13 protein-coding genes are annotated in these 14,836 nt (G+C 70.6%); 3 read left to right on the forward strand and 10 right to left on the reverse strand.

What is annotated here, in order from left to right; translation table 11 throughout:
• The first annotated feature begins 3 nt into the window (after positions 1 to 3).
• A complete protein-coding gene (locus ACFUTX_RS01315; protein ID WP_378860400.1) occupies positions 4 to 1,749 on the forward strand; it encodes an FG-GAP repeat domain-containing protein in 1,746 nt (581 codons plus the stop codon).
• Between the two features lie 7 nt (positions 1,750 to 1,756).
• Here the strand turns inward: ACFUTX_RS01315 and ACFUTX_RS01320 are convergent, their stop codons facing one another.
• From ACFUTX_RS01320 to ACFUTX_RS01330, 3 genes are all read right to left on the reverse strand, one after another.
• Positions 1,757 to 2,824, reverse strand: a complete 1,068-nt coding sequence (locus ACFUTX_RS01320; RefSeq protein WP_378860401.1) for a threonine aldolase family protein — start codon at positions 2,822 to 2,824, stop codon at positions 1,757 to 1,759.
• Positions 2,825 to 2,887: 63 nt separating this feature from the next.
• On the reverse strand, positions 2,888 to 3,601 hold the full coding sequence (locus tag ACFUTX_RS01325) for an SDR family NAD(P)-dependent oxidoreductase (protein ID WP_378860402.1): 714 nt from the start codon (positions 3,599 to 3,601) through the stop codon (positions 2,888 to 2,890).
• Between the two features lie 22 nt (positions 3,602 to 3,623).
• On the reverse strand, positions 3,624 to 5,051 hold the full coding sequence (locus ACFUTX_RS01330; RefSeq protein WP_378860403.1) for a DUF6421 family protein: 1,428 nt from the start codon (positions 5,049 to 5,051) through the stop codon (positions 3,624 to 3,626).
• A 118-nt stretch (positions 5,052 to 5,169) separates the two neighbouring features.
• Between ACFUTX_RS01330 and ACFUTX_RS01335 the strand changes: the two genes are divergently transcribed.
• Both ACFUTX_RS01335 and ACFUTX_RS01340 read left to right on the forward strand, forming a co-directional pair.
• A complete protein-coding gene (locus tag ACFUTX_RS01335; RefSeq protein ID WP_378860404.1) occupies positions 5,170 to 5,652 on the forward strand; it encodes an Lrp/AsnC family transcriptional regulator in 483 nt (160 codons plus the stop codon).
• Positions 5,653 to 5,762: 110 nt separating this feature from the next.
• Positions 5,763 to 6,728, forward strand: a complete 966-nt coding sequence (locus ACFUTX_RS01340; RefSeq protein ID WP_378860405.1) for a diacylglycerol/lipid kinase family protein — start codon at positions 5,763 to 5,765, stop codon at positions 6,726 to 6,728.
• Positions 6,729 to 6,923: 195 nt separating this feature from the next.
• Here ACFUTX_RS01340 and ACFUTX_RS01345 read toward each other — a convergent pair whose 3' ends face one another.
• From ACFUTX_RS01345 to ACFUTX_RS01375, 7 genes are all read right to left on the reverse strand, one after another.
• Complete coding sequence (locus ACFUTX_RS01345) at positions 6,924 to 8,456, reverse strand: CoA-acylating methylmalonate-semialdehyde dehydrogenase (RefSeq protein ID WP_378860406.1); 1,533 nt, start codon at positions 8,454 to 8,456, stop codon at positions 6,924 to 6,926.
• A gap of 46 nt (positions 8,457 to 8,502) precedes the next feature.
• Complete coding sequence (locus ACFUTX_RS01350; protein WP_378860407.1) at positions 8,503 to 9,819, reverse strand: aspartate aminotransferase family protein; 1,317 nt, start codon at positions 9,817 to 9,819, stop codon at positions 8,503 to 8,505.
• Positions 9,820 to 9,974: 155 nt separating this feature from the next.
• Positions 9,975 to 11,153 carry an ABC transporter substrate-binding protein gene (locus tag ACFUTX_RS01355; RefSeq protein WP_378860408.1) on the reverse strand — a complete coding sequence of 393 codons (1,179 nt, stop codon included), beginning with the start codon at positions 11,151 to 11,153 and terminating at the stop codon, positions 9,975 to 9,977.
• 83 nt (positions 11,154 to 11,236) lie between these two features.
• Positions 11,237 to 12,061 carry an ABC transporter permease gene (locus ACFUTX_RS01360; RefSeq protein ID WP_378860409.1) on the reverse strand — a complete coding sequence of 275 codons (825 nt, stop codon included), beginning with the start codon at positions 12,059 to 12,061 and terminating at the stop codon, positions 11,237 to 11,239.
• Positions 12,058 to 12,882, reverse strand: a complete 825-nt coding sequence (locus ACFUTX_RS01365) for an ABC transporter ATP-binding protein (RefSeq protein ID WP_378860410.1) — start codon at positions 12,880 to 12,882, stop codon at positions 12,058 to 12,060. The genes ACFUTX_RS01360 and ACFUTX_RS01365 overlap by 4 nt, the downstream gene beginning before the upstream one ends.
• Complete coding sequence (locus ACFUTX_RS01370) at positions 12,879 to 13,808, reverse strand: ABC transporter permease (protein WP_378860411.1); 930 nt, start codon at positions 13,806 to 13,808, stop codon at positions 12,879 to 12,881. Before ACFUTX_RS01370 ends, ACFUTX_RS01365 begins: the two co-directional genes overlap by 4 nt.
• A complete protein-coding gene (locus ACFUTX_RS01375; RefSeq protein WP_378860412.1) occupies positions 13,805 to 14,821 on the reverse strand; it encodes a TIGR03842 family LLM class F420-dependent oxidoreductase in 1,017 nt (338 codons plus the stop codon). The genes ACFUTX_RS01370 and ACFUTX_RS01375 overlap by 4 nt, the downstream gene beginning before the upstream one ends.
• Between the last annotated feature and the right edge of the window lie 15 nt (positions 14,822 to 14,836).

Below are 14,836 nucleotides of genomic sequence, written 5' to 3' on the forward strand. Positions count from 1 at the left end.
CAGATGCGTCGCGCGCGCTTCCTGGCGATATCGGCTCTCATCGCGGGCCTCGTGCTGGCGGGCAGTCCGGCTGTCGCGGCCGATGTGGAACGGATCACCGTGTCGGGTGTGGTCCGTCTCGCCGACGGGCGGACCCCGGCCGCCGACGAGATCCGCGTCGCAGTGATGGGCGACGGCACGACGACGAACCCGTCAGCGATCCTCGGGTTCGCCTCGGAGGGGGGCGCATTCGAGTTCTCCGTCCGCAAGCAGCCGGTTGCCCGGGGCTACACCCTGGCCTTCTCGAACGCCTCCGATCTCGGCAGCTACCTCCGTCAGGAGGTCACCGTGTACGAAACCCCGTCGGGGACTGTTCCCGCTTTCGACGTCACGCTCGAGGTGGGCGGAATCATCCGAGGATCGGTTTGGCAGACGAACGGCGAACCGGCGGGCGACGGGTACATGACCCTCGATCGCTACTACACGCAGGATTGGGCTACCGGCTGGTACCGCCAGGACTCCTCGGTCGACATCGGCCAGGACGGCTCGTATGAGTTCCGCGACATCCCGGCCGGGCCCGCGCGTGTTCAGTACATCGACAATCGCCCGACCCCTTTCCCCGGACCCCAGGAAGCGACCTACCCACTGAAGTCGAAGTACTGGACGGAGCTCCCGTCCAGCCCGCTCTTCGATCCGATCGAGGTCGCCGCGGACGTGCACGAGGGCAAGGACATCGTCGCCTACGCCCCCAGCAAGCTCGAGGTGATGTACCCCTGCCCGGAGTGCGGCGCGGACTGGGTCAGGCGGTACAGCGAGCTGCAATGGCTCGACCCGGCGACCGACGATTGGAAACGGACGGAGTGGTACCACCACTCGTCCGGTTCAGCGGGGTTGGCGGGTGTCAGCACCCTGGGCGCGATCCCGGGCACGTACCGCCTCGCGGTCGACGGCGGCTACGGCCTCGACCCATTGTGGTCGGCTCCGTTCACCTTCGCCGAGAACGAGGACGTCGACCTCGAGTTCGCCCGGCCCAAGGCGGCCCTTCACGTCCGGACCGCGGCAGGCGACCTCATCAGGTACGACAACAACGGTCGGGGGCGGCTGTCCGCGGGAGTGAAGGTCGCCGCGGGCCTCGGCGCCTACGCCCAGATCATCGACGCCGGAGACCTCACGTCGGACGGATTCCGCGACCTCCTCGCACGGGACGGTGCCGGCTCGCTGTTCCGTCTGGACGGCACCGCGGGCGGCTCGTTCTCGAAGCCGGTGCGCGTGCGATCGGACTTTGCCAACTTCACCCACCTGGTTCCCTTCAGCGATGTGAATCGGGACGGCCATATGGACATCCTCGCCAAGGGGCGCTCGGGCACGATGTACTGGTTGGCGGGCGACGGCCACGGCGGGATCGGTGCGCGCACACAGATCGGCAAAGCGGGGGCGTTCGCGGCCTATCGAGCCTTCGCCTTCATCGGAGAGACGGATCGGAATCAACCGGATGTCGTCGCCCTCTCCGACACCGGCAATGTCTATCGGTTCGACTGGGACTGGGTGTCGGGAGCGCTGCGTCCGCTGGCATCGCGGACCAAGATCGCGACCGGCTGGGCGAATGTCACGCAGATGGTCGGCGTCGGGCCGTTCAACTACGACGAGTACGACGACATCGTCATTCGACGGTCCGACGGCTCCATCACACTTCAGAGGTTCTCCGACTCCGGGACCATCGCCGGTCCGATCGGCCTGGCGACGAAGTGGTCGAAGAAGCTCCTGATCTGACGACGGCCTAGGCCGACGTCTCGCGCGCGATCGCCGCGACGAACGCGTCGATGTCGTTCTCGCTCGTGTCGAACGCGCACATCCACCGCACCTCGTTCTTCGAGGCATCCCAGTCGTAGAAGCGGAACGACGCGCGCAGCCGGTCGGCGACCCCGTCGGGCAGGGTCGCGAACACGCCGTTCGCCTGGGTCGGCTGCGTGAAGGCCACCCCGCGGATCGTGCCGTCGGCGAGACCCGACTCGACGCCCGCGCGCAGCCGCTGGGCCATCGCGTTGGCGTGCGAGGCGTTGCGCAGCCACAGGTCGCCCTCGAGCAGGGCGACGAGCTGGGCCGAGACGAACCGCATCTTCGAGGCGAGTTGCATGTCGAGCTTGCGCAGGTAGGTCAGGCCGGCGGATGCTTCGGGGTCGAGCACGACGATCGCCTCGCCGAGCATCGCCCCGTTCTTGGTGCCGCCGAAGCTGAGCACGTCCACGCCCGCGTCGCGGGTGAACGCGCGCAGCGGGAGCCCCAGCGAGGCGGCCGCGTTCGAGATGCGCGACCCGTCCAGGTGCAGGCGCATCCCGTGGCCGTGGGTGTGGTCGGCGATCGCGCGGATCTCGTCGACGGTGTAGAGGGTGCCGAGCTCGGTCGACTGGGTGATCGAGACCACGAGCGGCTGCGCCCGGTGCTCGTCGCCCCAGCCCCACGCCTCCCGGTCGATGAGCTCGGGGGTGAGCTTGCCGTCTTCGGTCGGCACGTGCAGGATCTTGATCCCGCCGACCCGCTCGGGGGCGCCGCCCTCGTCGACGTTGATGTGGGCGGTCGACGCCGAGATGACCGCGCCCCACCGCGGCAGCATCGACTGCAGCCCCACGACGTTCGCGCCGGTGCCGTTGAACACCGGGTACGCCTCGACGCCGTCGCCGAAGTGGCGGGCCATGACCTCCTGCAGCCGCGCGGTGTAGACGTCTTCGCCGTAGGCGACCTGGTGGCCGTCGTTCGCGGCGGCGATCGCGGCGAGCACCTCCGGGTGGATGCCGGAGTAGTTGTCGGACGCGAAGCCGCGCGAGTTCGTGTCGTGGATCGTGGTCACGATGTTCCAATCTAGCCGTGTGTCGTCGGCGCAGCCGCGGCGGCCGGGGCGCGGCGACGGCGCTCAGAGCGAGGGGTCGGTCAGCTCGACGATCGTGTCGTTGACATCGGCCGCGTCGCTGCGCCACAGGTCGGCGAACCGCTGTGCGAGCGCGTCCTCGAGTCCGTCGAGACTCTTGACCCGGAAGACGACGGATGCCGCGGCCAGCGGCCGGCCGGCATCCCGGGCGCTCTTGGCGAAGCCCTGCGCGACGGCGCGCGCCCACGCCTCGGTCGCCGCCTTCACGGCGGCGTAGTTCGCGCCGCCGGCGAGCGGCCGGGCGACCGCGGTCGACGACACGACCGCGAGGCGCGAGGCATCCGAGTCCTTCAGATCGGCGTCGAACGCGCGAGAGACGTGCCGCAGCGCGGTGAACGACCCCTCGAGGAACCGGTAGTCGGCTTCGGTCTGCCCGGCGAGTCCGCCGCCGCCGCGCCATCCGCCGACCAGGTGCAGCACGCCGTCGACAGGTCCGAATCGCTCGTGCACGCGGTCGGCGAGCGCACCCACGGCGGATTCGTCGGTGAGATCGCACGTCTCGGTCTCGGCGCCTTCGGCCGCGAGCGGCTCGAGCTTCGCCGCGTCGCGGCCGACCGCGACCACCCGGGCGCCCGCAGCGACGAGAGCACGGATGGCCGCGAGGCCGGCGGCGCTGGTCGCGCCCGCGACGAGCACGACCTTGCCGTTGACGCCGCCCACCTCGGGGCCTGCGGCGTCGTCAGGGGCCGTCGGGCTCATCGGGCGCTTCCCACCGGCCGACTCACGCCGTCGCGCCGGTGATGCCGGCGGTGGACTCGATCACGGGCTTCATCTTCTTGTCGAGCGCCTCGAAGAACATCGACAGGGGGAACTCGTCGTCGAGCACCGCGTCGGTGTACCCCTTGGGCGCCCCGGCCAGGATCTCGTCGGGCAGGCCGCGCGCCCACGCCGACGCCGGGTTCGGGGTGAGGGTTGCGCGCACGAGCTCGTACGCCGCCAGCCAGTGCGCCGTCTTCGGACGGTCGATGGAGCGCCAGTACAGCTCGTCGATCGCGTCGGCGAGCGCGACGACGGCAGCCGGAACCTCGTCCCAGTCGAACGCCAGCGCCGTGTCGGTCCAGTGCAGCACTCCGCGCTGGTGCAGCCACGCGAACAGCAGCTGCCCACCGAGACCGTCGTAGTTGCGCACGCGCGAGCCGGTGATGGCGAAACGGAAGATGCGGTCGAAGATCACGGCGTACTGCACGAGGCGCGCGTGCTCGAGCATCTCGGCCTCGGTCGCCGTCAGCGACTCCTGCGCCGAGAGGCGGCCCTGGATCGCGACGCACTCGCGGAACGCCGTGAGATCGCACCGCAGCTCTTCGAGCGAGTACAGGAAGTACGGCATCCGCTGCTTGATCATGAACGGGTCGAACGGCAGATCGCCGCGCATGTGCGTGCGGTCGTGGATGATGTCCCACATCACGAACGTCTTCTCGGTGAGCTGCTGGTCGTCGAGCATGCGCGCCGCGTCGTCGGGCAGGTCGAGCTTGGTGATCTCGGCGGCGGCGCGCACCACCCGGCGGTAGCGGGCGGCCTCGCGGTCCTGGAAGATCGCGCCCCACGTGAACGTCGGGATCTCGCGCATCGCGACCGTCTCGGGGAAGAGCACGGCGGAGTTGGTGTCGTAGCCGGGGGTGAAGTCGACGAACCGCAGCGACACGAAGAGCTTGTTGGTGTACTCGGTCTCGAGCGCGGCGATGAACTCGGGCCAGATGACCTCGACGAGCACGGCCTCGACGTGGCGCTCCGACGAGCCGTTCTGCGTGTACATCGGGAAGACCACGAGGTGACGGAGTCCGTCGACGCGGTGCCGCTGCGGCTGGAACGCCACGAGCGAGTCGAGGAAGTCCGGCACCCCGAAACCTTCGTCTGCCCAGCGTCGGAAGTCGCGCATCGACGCCTCGAGGTAGTCGGCGTCGTGCGGGAAGCGCGGGGCCAGTTCGGCGATGGCTGCGACGAGGGTGTCGACGTGGTCGCCGGCGACCGCGTGGGCCGAGGCATCCGGAATCGATCCGTCCTTCACCTGGAGAGGCTGGAGAGCGGATGCCGCGGCCTTCAGTCGCAGCCACGCGTCAGAGCTCTCGACGCCCCGGCCGAGGGCGATGGCGTCTTCGACGACCTCGGGTTCGCCGACGATGACCTGCGTGGGGGTCGGGGTGATGGGCATGGTGAACCTCCGTTCGTCGATCGGTGACCGCACCAGTGTACGGGAAGACTTCCGGCGAATCATACGAACCGCCGGAATACTTCCTGTACCAGCGGGTGCGACGGGTAAGGTGAGCACCATGACCGGTGCCGACGAGACCGCGAGCCCCGAGCGCGTCGACGACCCCATCGACGCGACGATCGTGCGCGAGATGTCGGCGAACGCGCGTGCCACGCTGGCCGAGCTGTCGGCCGCGACAGGATTGTCGGTGTCGGCCGTGCAGACGCGGCTGCGCCGGCTCGAAGCGCGCCGCGTCATCACCGGCTACCGGGCCACGGTCGATGCCGAGGCGGTCGGCAAGCCGCTGTCGGCGTTCATCGAGATCACGCCGCTCGATCCCGCCCAGCCCGACAACGCACCCGAACTGCTCGAGCACCTGAGCGAGATCGAGGCGTGCCACTCGATCGCCGGCGACGCCAGCTACATCCTGTTCGTCCGGGTCGCTTCGCCGCGGCATCTCGAGACGCTGATCCGCGACATCCGTCTCGCCGCGTCGGTCAACACCCGCACGACGGTGGTGCTGCAGACCTTCTACGAGAACCGGCCCGTGCTGCCCGCCTGACCGGGTTTCCGGGTGAAACGGCGGGGAGAATTCGCGGTCCGCGCGGCCGTGAGGGCGCCCGCGGCCGGAATCACCCCCGCGTTTCACCCCGCGCGGGTAGGCTCACGAGAGTGGAGGGGTCTGACGGCGGTGACGCGCGCCCGCGTGCGACGGGGCGGGGGCTGCTGATCGTGCGCAACGCCGCATCGGGCACCTCGGTCATCCGCGCCGACCCGACCGCGACCTTCTCCGAGCGGCTGCCCGAGGCGGTCGTGCACGAGCTGGTCGAGGGCGAGAGCCTCGACGAGGTGGTCGCCGCCGCGATGGAGTCGGATGCCCCGCCCGCCGTGCTCGGCATCTACGGCGGCGACGGTTCGGTGTCGCGCATGGCGCACCTCGCCCGCCGGTACGACCGCCCGCTGCTCGCCATGCCCGGCGGGACCTTCAACCACTTCGTCCGCGCCCTCGGGCTCGACGACGTCGACATCGCGATCGACGCGTTCGCGGCGGGAAGCCTCGTCGAGGTGGGGGTGGCCGAGGCGATCGCCGACGACGACGAGCCGATCACGGTCCTCAACGTCGTGTCGGTCGGCGCGTACCCGGCGCTCATCGAGGAGCGGGAGCGCCGCAGCAGCCTCGGGAAGTGGCTCGGGGGAGTCGCCGCGACGTGGTCGGCCCTGCGCCGCACCGAACCGCTGACCATCGCGCGGGGCGGTCAGCGCGCCCGCGTGTGGTCGGTGTTCGTCAGCGCCGGCCGCAACGATCCCGAGCGGGTCGCGACGATGCAGAGGCAGGAACCGGATGCCTCGGTGCTCGACGTCCGGATCCACCACGCCCGCGGGTCGCGCGTCCGCGCCCTGGCGTCCCTGGCCTTCGGCAAGCGCACCGCCGCCGTGCTGCGCGCGGTGCGCCTGTTCCCCCGCGACGCCGACATCGAGCGCCTGGTCGTGCCGGAGCTCGACCTGCGGGTGACGCCGCAGCCGGGGCATCCGTCCGTGTTCGTCCATGACGGCGAGCTCGTCGACCGTGACCCGGCGGGCTTCCGGCTGCGCTGCCGGGTGGTCTCCGACGCCCTGCGCGTCTACGCCCCGCGCTGACGCGCGCCCTCTCGGCCCCGGCCTCTCCGCCCGCCTCCCCTGAGTCGCCAAGACACGCCGGTTCCCGGGCAAACGAGCGGCGTGTCCTGGCGACTCGGGGGACTCGGACGGCCGCGGGGGAGGTGTGGGACGGGTGTGCGGGAGAACGACGGATGCCGCGGCCACATCGGGCCGCGGCATCCGGAACCGGGGGGCTCAGTCGTGCTGCGGGAACCCGAGGTTCAGGCCGCCGTGCGACGGGTCGAGCCAGCGCGAGGTGACGGCCTTCTCGGCGGTGAAGAACTCGAACCCGTGCGGGCCGTACGCCTTCGCGTCGCCGAACAGCGAGGCCTTCCAGCCGCCGAACGAGTGGTACGCGACCGGGACGGGGATCGGCACGTTGATGCCGATCATGCCGACCTGCGCCTCGCGCTGGAAGCGCCGGGCGGCCCCGCCGTCGTTGGTGAAGATCGCCGTGCCGTTGCCGTAGAGGCTCGAGTTGATGATGTCGAGGCCGTCCTCGTAGCCCTCGACCCGCACGACCGACAGCACCGGGCCGAAGATCTCGTCGCGGTACACCGACGACGAGGTGGGCACGTTGTCGATGAGGGTCGGTCCGAGCCAGAAGCCGTCGGGGTCGCCGTCGGGCTCGACGTCGCGGCCGTCGACCACGACGGTGGCGCCGTCCTCGCCCGCCACGTCGATGTACGAGCTGACCTTGTCGCGGTGCTGTCCCGTGATGAGCGGGCCCATGTCGCAGCCCCGCATGCCGTCGCCGGTGCGCAGCGTCGCCATGCGCTCGCTCACCTTCTGCACCAGGTCGTCGGCGATGGTGTCGACCGCGAGCACGACCGAGATGGCCATGCAGCGCTCGCCGGCAGAGCCGAAGCCGGCGTTGACGGCGGCGTCGGCGGCGAGGTCGAGGTCGGCGTCGGGGAGCACCAGCATGTGGTTCTTGGCGCCGCCGAGGGCCTGCACGCGCTTGCCGTGCGAGGTCGCCGTCTCGTAGACGTACTTGGCGATCGGGGTCGAGCCGACGAACGAGATGGCGCGCACGTCGGGGTGCTCGAGCAGGGCGTCGACCGCCTCCTTGGCGCCGTGCACGACGTTGAGCACGCCGTCGGGGAGGCCCGCCTCCTTGAGGAGCGCGGCCATCCAGTTCGCGGCGGTCGGGTCCTTCTCGGAGGGCTTGAGGATCACGGCGTTGCCCGCCGCCAGCGCGATCGAGAAGAACCACAGCGGCACCATGGCGGGGAAGTTGAACGGGCTGATGATGCCGACCACGCCCAGCGGCTGGCGGAGCGTGTAGACGTCGATGCCCGTGGAGACGTTCTCGGAGTACGCGCCCTTGGTGAGGTGGCCGAGGCCGCACGCGAACTCGACGACCTCCATGCCGCGGGCGATCTCGCCGTGCGCGTCGGCGAGCACCTTGCCGTGCTCGGAGGTGAGGATCTCGGCCAGCTCGCCCTTGCGCGCGTTCAGCAGCTCGCGGAAGGCGAACATCACGCCCTGCCGCTTCGCGATCGACGCGTCGCGCCAGGCCGCCCACGCCTCGGAGGCCGTGTCGACGGCGGCTCCGACATCCGCCGTGGATGCGAACCGCACGCTCTTCTGCACGGTGCCCAGCGCGGGGTTGTAGACCGATCCGGTGCGCTCGGAGGTGCCCGCCCACGCGGCGCCGCCTACCCAGTGCTCGAGGACGGTCTCGGTGGACTGCTCGGTCCGCTCGAGTGTGTTGGTGTCGGTCATCGTGTTCCTTCCTTGGATGTCTTCCTCGTGAGAAGACCTGCACGCATCAGAAGAGGTCCGCTTCGACGCTCGTCAGGGCTTCATCGTAGATCGCCATGGCCTGGGCCACCTCGTCGCCCGTGACGACGCAGGGCGGCACGACGTGGATGCGGTTGTCGGCGGCGAACGGCAGCAGGCCCCGCGTCGACAGCTCCTTCTTCAGGCGGCCGATCACGTCGGCGCCGACGGGTTCGCGGGTGTCGCGGTCGGCGACGAGTTCGATCGCCCAGAAGACGCCTTCGCCGCGCACTTCGCCGATGAGGCGGTGCTTCTCGGCGAGGTCCGCGAGCCCGGGCGCGATGGCGTCGGCGCCGACGCTCCGGGCGTGCTCGACGATGCCCTCGGTCTCCATCGCGTCGATGGAGGCGATGATGGATGCCGCGGCCAGCGGATGCCCCGAATAGGTGAGTCCGCCCGGGAAGACGCGGTCGTCGAAGGTCGCCGAGATCGCGTCCGAGATGATGACGCCGCCCACCGGCACGTAGCCGGAGTTCACGCCCTTGGCGAAGGTGATGAGGTCGGGCACGACGTCGTAGCCTTCGAAGGCGAACCACCGGCCGGTGCGGCCGAACCCGGCCATGACCTCGTCGAGGATGAGCACGATGCCGTAGCGGTGGCACAGTTCCCGCACGCCGGCCAGGTATCCGGGCGGGGGCAGCAGAATGCCGGCCGTGCCGGGGACCGACTCCAGCAGGATGGCCGCGATGGTCGCGGGCCCCTCGGACTGGATGACGCGCTCGAGGTGGTGCAGCGCGCGGGCCGACTCCTCTTCGGGCGTCGTCGCCCAGAACTCGCTGCGGTAGAGGTACGGGCCGAAGAAGTGCGCGTGCCCGCGGGCGTACTGGTTCGGCATCCGTCGCCAGTCGCCGGTCGCGACGATCGCGGCGCCGGTGTTGCCGTGGTACGAGCGATAGGTCGACAGCACGGTGTCGCGACCGGTGTGGAGGCGGGCCATCCGGATCGCGTTCTCGTTGGCGTCCGCGCCGCCGTTGGTGAAGAAGACCTTCGCGAAGCCGTCGGGAGCCTTGTCGAGGATGCGCTGCGCCGCCCGCCCGCGGGCGAGGTTCGCCGTCGCCGGGCCGATGGTCGCGAGTTCGGCCGCCTGCTGCTGGATGGCGGCCACGACGGCCGGATGCTGGTGCCCGATGTTCACGTTCACCAGCTGGCTGGCGAAGTCCAGCATCCGGTTGCCGGCGTGGTCCCACACGACCGTTCCGGAGCCGCCGGCGATCACGGGAAGGTCGAGGGCGGCCTGCGCGGACCACGAGTGGAACACATGGGCGCGGTCGAGCGTCTTGGCGGTGGCGTCGAGATCGTCCGGCATCGGCGACTGGGTCCTTCCTGATGTTCCCCCTCGCTACGTTCCTCGTCCGCCGGGCAGGGGTCAACCGACGATCGCGGTCGCGCATGGCGCCGCGCGAGACGGAATGTCCGGCCGGGCCCGTCGAAGGGGCCGCGGCCGGACATCCCGGATTGCTGTTACTGGCCGCCCTCGGTGAGGGTGACGTCGATCGGCGTGTACTCGCCGCCGACCTCGACGCCCTCCTCTTCGAGCTCGGCGAGGGCCTGCTCGATGTACTCGTTCGAGTACGCCGAGTCGGCGGGCTCGGTGGTGATGAGCTCGAGGCCGTCCTGGTTCTTCGCCGACAGGGCGCCGGCGACGGTCTTGTCCCACGCCGCCTGGTCGACGAGGCCGAAGTCGGCACCGGTCCAGATGAGCTTGTTGACCTCGTTCATCTGCCACAGCTGGTGGACGGGCCCCACGGGGAAGGCCGCTTCGGCGTTCGAGGCGATGTCGTAGACGATCTCAGCCGCCTCTTCGGGGTTGTCGCGCGCGAAGATCCAGCCCTTGGTGACGGCCTTGAGGAAGCGCACCGCGGCGTCCGCGTACGCGGGGTCGTCGGCGAGGCGCTGCGTGTCGGCCCAGATGGCGTCCTGCAGCATCGCGCCCTCGGTGTCCTGGTACGAGACCACGTCGAAGTCCTCGGGCTGGTACAGCTCGCCCGTCTCGGGGTTCACGACCTCGAGGATCTGCGCCCACTCGTTGTAGGTCATCGCCTGGGCGGCGTCGACGTCGCGGTCGAGCAGGGCGTTCATGCTGAAGTCCTGCGTCGTGATCGACACCGTGCTCGCGTCGAGGCCTTCGGCGGCCATCGCCGCGAAGATCTCCCACTCGTTGCCGAAGCCCCACGAGCCGATCCGCTTGCCCTCGAAGTCGGCGACCGATTCGACGCCGTCGCCCTTCCACGACACCTGCAGCGTGCCCGACTCCTGGAACACCTGGGCGATGTCGGTCAGTTCGACCCCGGTGGCCTCGAGCGTGCCGAGCACCTTCGGCACCCACGCGATCGCGAAGTCGACGTCGCCGGCGACGAGCGCGTCCTGCGGCACGATGTCGCCGCCCGACGGGATGATCTCGACCTCGTCGAAGCCCTCCTCCTCGAAATAGCCCTGGTCGAGCGCGACGTAGTAGCCGGCGAACTGCGCCTGCGGCAGCCACTGCAGCTGCAGGCTGACGGACGTGAGCGGTTCGAAGTCCTCTCCGCCGCCTCCGTCGCCCGAGTCGGGATCGGACGATCCCGCGCACGCGGCGAGCGCGAGCGCCGAGACGGTGAGGACGGATGCCGCGGCCAGGCCGCGTCTGGTGCTGTGTCTCATGCTGGTGCCTTTCTTCGGTGGTGCGTAGGTGTCTCTCGGTGGTGCGTTCTCTTCCGGTGGTGCGCTTTTTCGGGACGTGCCGGTCAGACCGGCGACCTTCTCGTCGCCAGCCGCTCCAGCAGCGAGGTGACGAGGAAGAAGACGAGGCCGATGAGGATGCCGCCGAGCACGTACGCCCACGCGAGGGCGGCGCGCCCCGACTTGGCGTACGTGGCGATGGCGGTGCCGATGCCGTCGGCCGGGCCGCCGAAGTACTCGGCGACGAGGGCGGCGATGACGGCGAGCGAGCTGGCGATGCGGAGGCCGGTCATCAGATAGGGGAGGGCGGTGGGAAGCGTGAGGACGCGGAACGTCTGGGCGCTCGACGCGCCGGAGGCCCGCATGAGGTCGCGGTGGACCGGGCGGGTCTGCCGCAGACCGCGCAGCACGTTGACGAAGACCGGGATGAACGCGGCGATGGTGGCGACCGCCTGGCGGCCGAACTGACTGGACGCGCCGAACATCGTGTTGAGGATCGGGGTGACGGCGACGATCGGGATCACCGCGAGCGCCGAGACGAGGGGCGCGAGCATGCCGTCGATCGGGCGCGCCGCCGCCGCGAGCGCGGCGAACAGGATCGCGAGGATCGAACCCGCGACGAGGCCGACGAGCGCGTTGGTGGCCGTGATCGCCATGTCCTGCGCGATGATCGGCCAGCGCAGCACGAACTCCGCCGCGATGGCGACGGGGCTCGGAAGCATCCGCGGTGCCGTGCCCGAGGCGACCCACAGGGTCCAGGCCGCCAGGATCAGGATGCCGACGACCACCGGTGCGACGAAGCGCAGCCAGCCCGGGAGCGGTCGCTGCCCCGGCGTGCGGACCCGCCGCGACGGGGCGGGGAGGATGGTGTCGGCGGCGCTGTCGGTCATCGCTCGTTCGCCCTCTCGACGCGGGTGCCGTGCAGCGCCTCGCGCACGGCGGTGACGCGGTCGAAGTACTCCGGAGACTCTCGCAGCGCCTCGTCGCGCCCGGTGCCGAGGTCGGTGACGATCACATCGGTGATGCGGCCGGGCCGAGGACTCATCACGACGACGCGGTCGGACAGGAACACCGCTTCGGGGATCGAGTGCGTGACGAAGACGACGGCGGCGCCCGTCTCGGCGGCGATGCGCGCCAGCTCGGCCTGCAGGTACTCGCGCGTCATCTCGTCGAGGGCGCCGAAGGGCTCGTCCATCAACAGCAGGCGCGGGCGGGCCGCGAGGGCGCGGGCGATCGCGACCCGCTGCTGCATGCCGCCGGAGAGCTGGTCGGGGTAGCGGTCGATGAACTCGGTGAGGCCGACCAGCTCGGCGAGTTCGGCGACCCGCGCTGCGCGCGCCGCCCTGCCGGTGCCGTGCAGTTCGAGCGGCAGCCCGATGTTCGCCGCCACCGTCCGCCACGGAAGGAGCCCGGCCTGCTGGAACGCGATGCCGTAGTCCTGGTCGGCGCGGGCGCGCGCGGCGGGCTTGCCGAAGATCTCGAGCTCGCCGCTCGTCGCGGCGTCGAGGTCGGCGATGAGCCGCAGCAGCGTGGACTTGCCGCAGCCCGACGGGCCGATGAGCGACACGAACTCGCCCGCGGCGACCTCCAGTTCGACGCCGGTGAGCGCGACCACCTCGCCCGTCCTCGTCGGGAACACCTTGCCGACTCCGGTCGCGCGGACGGCCGGCCGGGTCGCGGCATCCGTGTTCGTCGTTTCTGGAAGGGTCATGCCGACGCTTCTCCTCTGCGGTAGTTGGCCAGCCCGAGCCCGATGAGGGCCACCGAGCCGGCGGCGATGAGTCCCAGCGCGATCGAGCCGAAGGTGGGACCCCACGGCGCGGCGGGGTCGCTGGAGGCCTGCCCGGCGAGCTGGATGAGCATGCGGCCGATGCCGCCGCGCATGCCGATGGACACCTCGGCGACCACCGCCCCGAGCACCGCGTTCGCGGCCGCCAGCCGCAGCGCCGGCAGCAGATGGGGCACCGCGGCGGGGAGCCGCAGCCGCAGCAGCGTGGGCCAGTAGCCGGCGGCGTAGCTGTGCATCAGGTCGAGGTGGATGCGGTCGGGTGAGCCCAGGCCGCGCAGCACGCCCACGGCCACGGGGAAGAACGCCAGGTACGACGCGATCACCGCGACCGACAGCCACTGCGGCCACGTGCCGCCGCCCCGGTCGATCTGGTTGCCGATCGCGTTGACGACGGGGGCGAAGGCGATGAGCGGCACGATCTGGCTCACCACGATCCACGGCAGCAGACCCCACTCCAGCAGACGCCACCGCTGCATGACCAGCCCGAGCACCGCGCCGACGGCGACGCCGATGATCCAGCCGACCGCCGCGATGCCGAGCGTCACGAGCGCCGCGCCGGCGACCGACACCCACAGCGGCGGGGTGTCGCCGCCGCTCGTCGGCGCGAAGAGCCGCGCCACCATGTCCCACACGTGCGGCATCGCGCGGTCGTGGGTCCGCGGCAGGATCATGACGCCCGACCCCGCCTCGCCCTCGATCGCGCCCACGACGACGCCCTCCGACGGCCCGAGGAACTTGTACAGCTCCCACAACACCAGCACGGCCAGCACGCCCAGCGCACCCCACGCGGCGACGATCCAGCCCCGCAGCTCGCCCTGCCGGCGAGCCGACCACCCGATCGGCCTCATGTCTTCGCCGTCACGTGCGCCGACAGCGCCGGGATCACCGTCTCGCCGTACACCCGGAGGGTCTCCTCCTTGTTGTCGTGCTGCAGGTAGCCCGCGAACTGCGTGACCCCCAGCGCCCGCAGCTGCTCGAGCTTCGCGATGTGATCGTCCGCCGTGCCGAGGATGCAGAACCGGTCGACGATCTCGTCGGGCACGAAGTCGACGTGATCGTTCTCCGCCTTGCCGTGGGTGTTGTAGTCGTAGCCCTTGCGTCCCTCGATGTACGCCGTCAGCGCGTCGGGGACCGCACCGTGCTCGCCGTACTTCGCGACGATGTCCGCCACGTGGTTGCCGACCATCCCGCCGAACCAGCGGCACTGGTCGCGCATGTGCTGCCAGTCGTCGCCGATGTACATCGGCGCGGCCACGCAGAACGACAGCGACTCCGGGTCGCGCCCGGCGGCGGCCGCGGCATCCTTCACCGTCTTGATCATCCACGCGGCGATGTCGACGTCCGCGAGCTGCAGGATGAACCCGTCGCCGACCTCGCCCGTCAGCTTCAGCGCCATCGGCCCGTACGCGGCGACCCACACCTCGAGCTCCGAACCGCGACTCCACGGGAACTGCAGCGTCGCGCCCTTATACTCCACGGGCCGCGAGTTCGCGAGCTCGCGGATGACGTGGATCGACTCCCGCAGCTCCGCCATCGACACCGGCTTGCCGTTGGTGACGCGCACGGCGGAGTCGCCGCGGCCGATGCCGCAGACGGTGCGGTTGCCGTACAGCTCGTTGAGCGTGGCGAAGACGGATGCCGTGACCGTCCAGTCCCGCGTGGCGGGGTTCGTGACGAACGGCCCCACCGTGACCCGCTTCGTCGCGTTCAGGATCGCGGAGTGGATGACGTACGGCTCCTCCCACAGCAGGTGCGAGTCGAACGTCCACACGTGGCTGAAGCCGTGCGCCTCGGCGAGCTGCGACAGCTGCACGACGCGGGCCGCGGGCGGGTTGGTCTGCAGGACGACTCCGAAGTCCATGATCTCGATATGCTC

This window comes from Microbacterium sp. NPDC057407, from assembly GCF_042803895.1.
Taxonomy (GTDB): Bacteria; Actinomycetota; Actinomycetes; order Actinomycetales; family Microbacteriaceae; genus Microbacterium.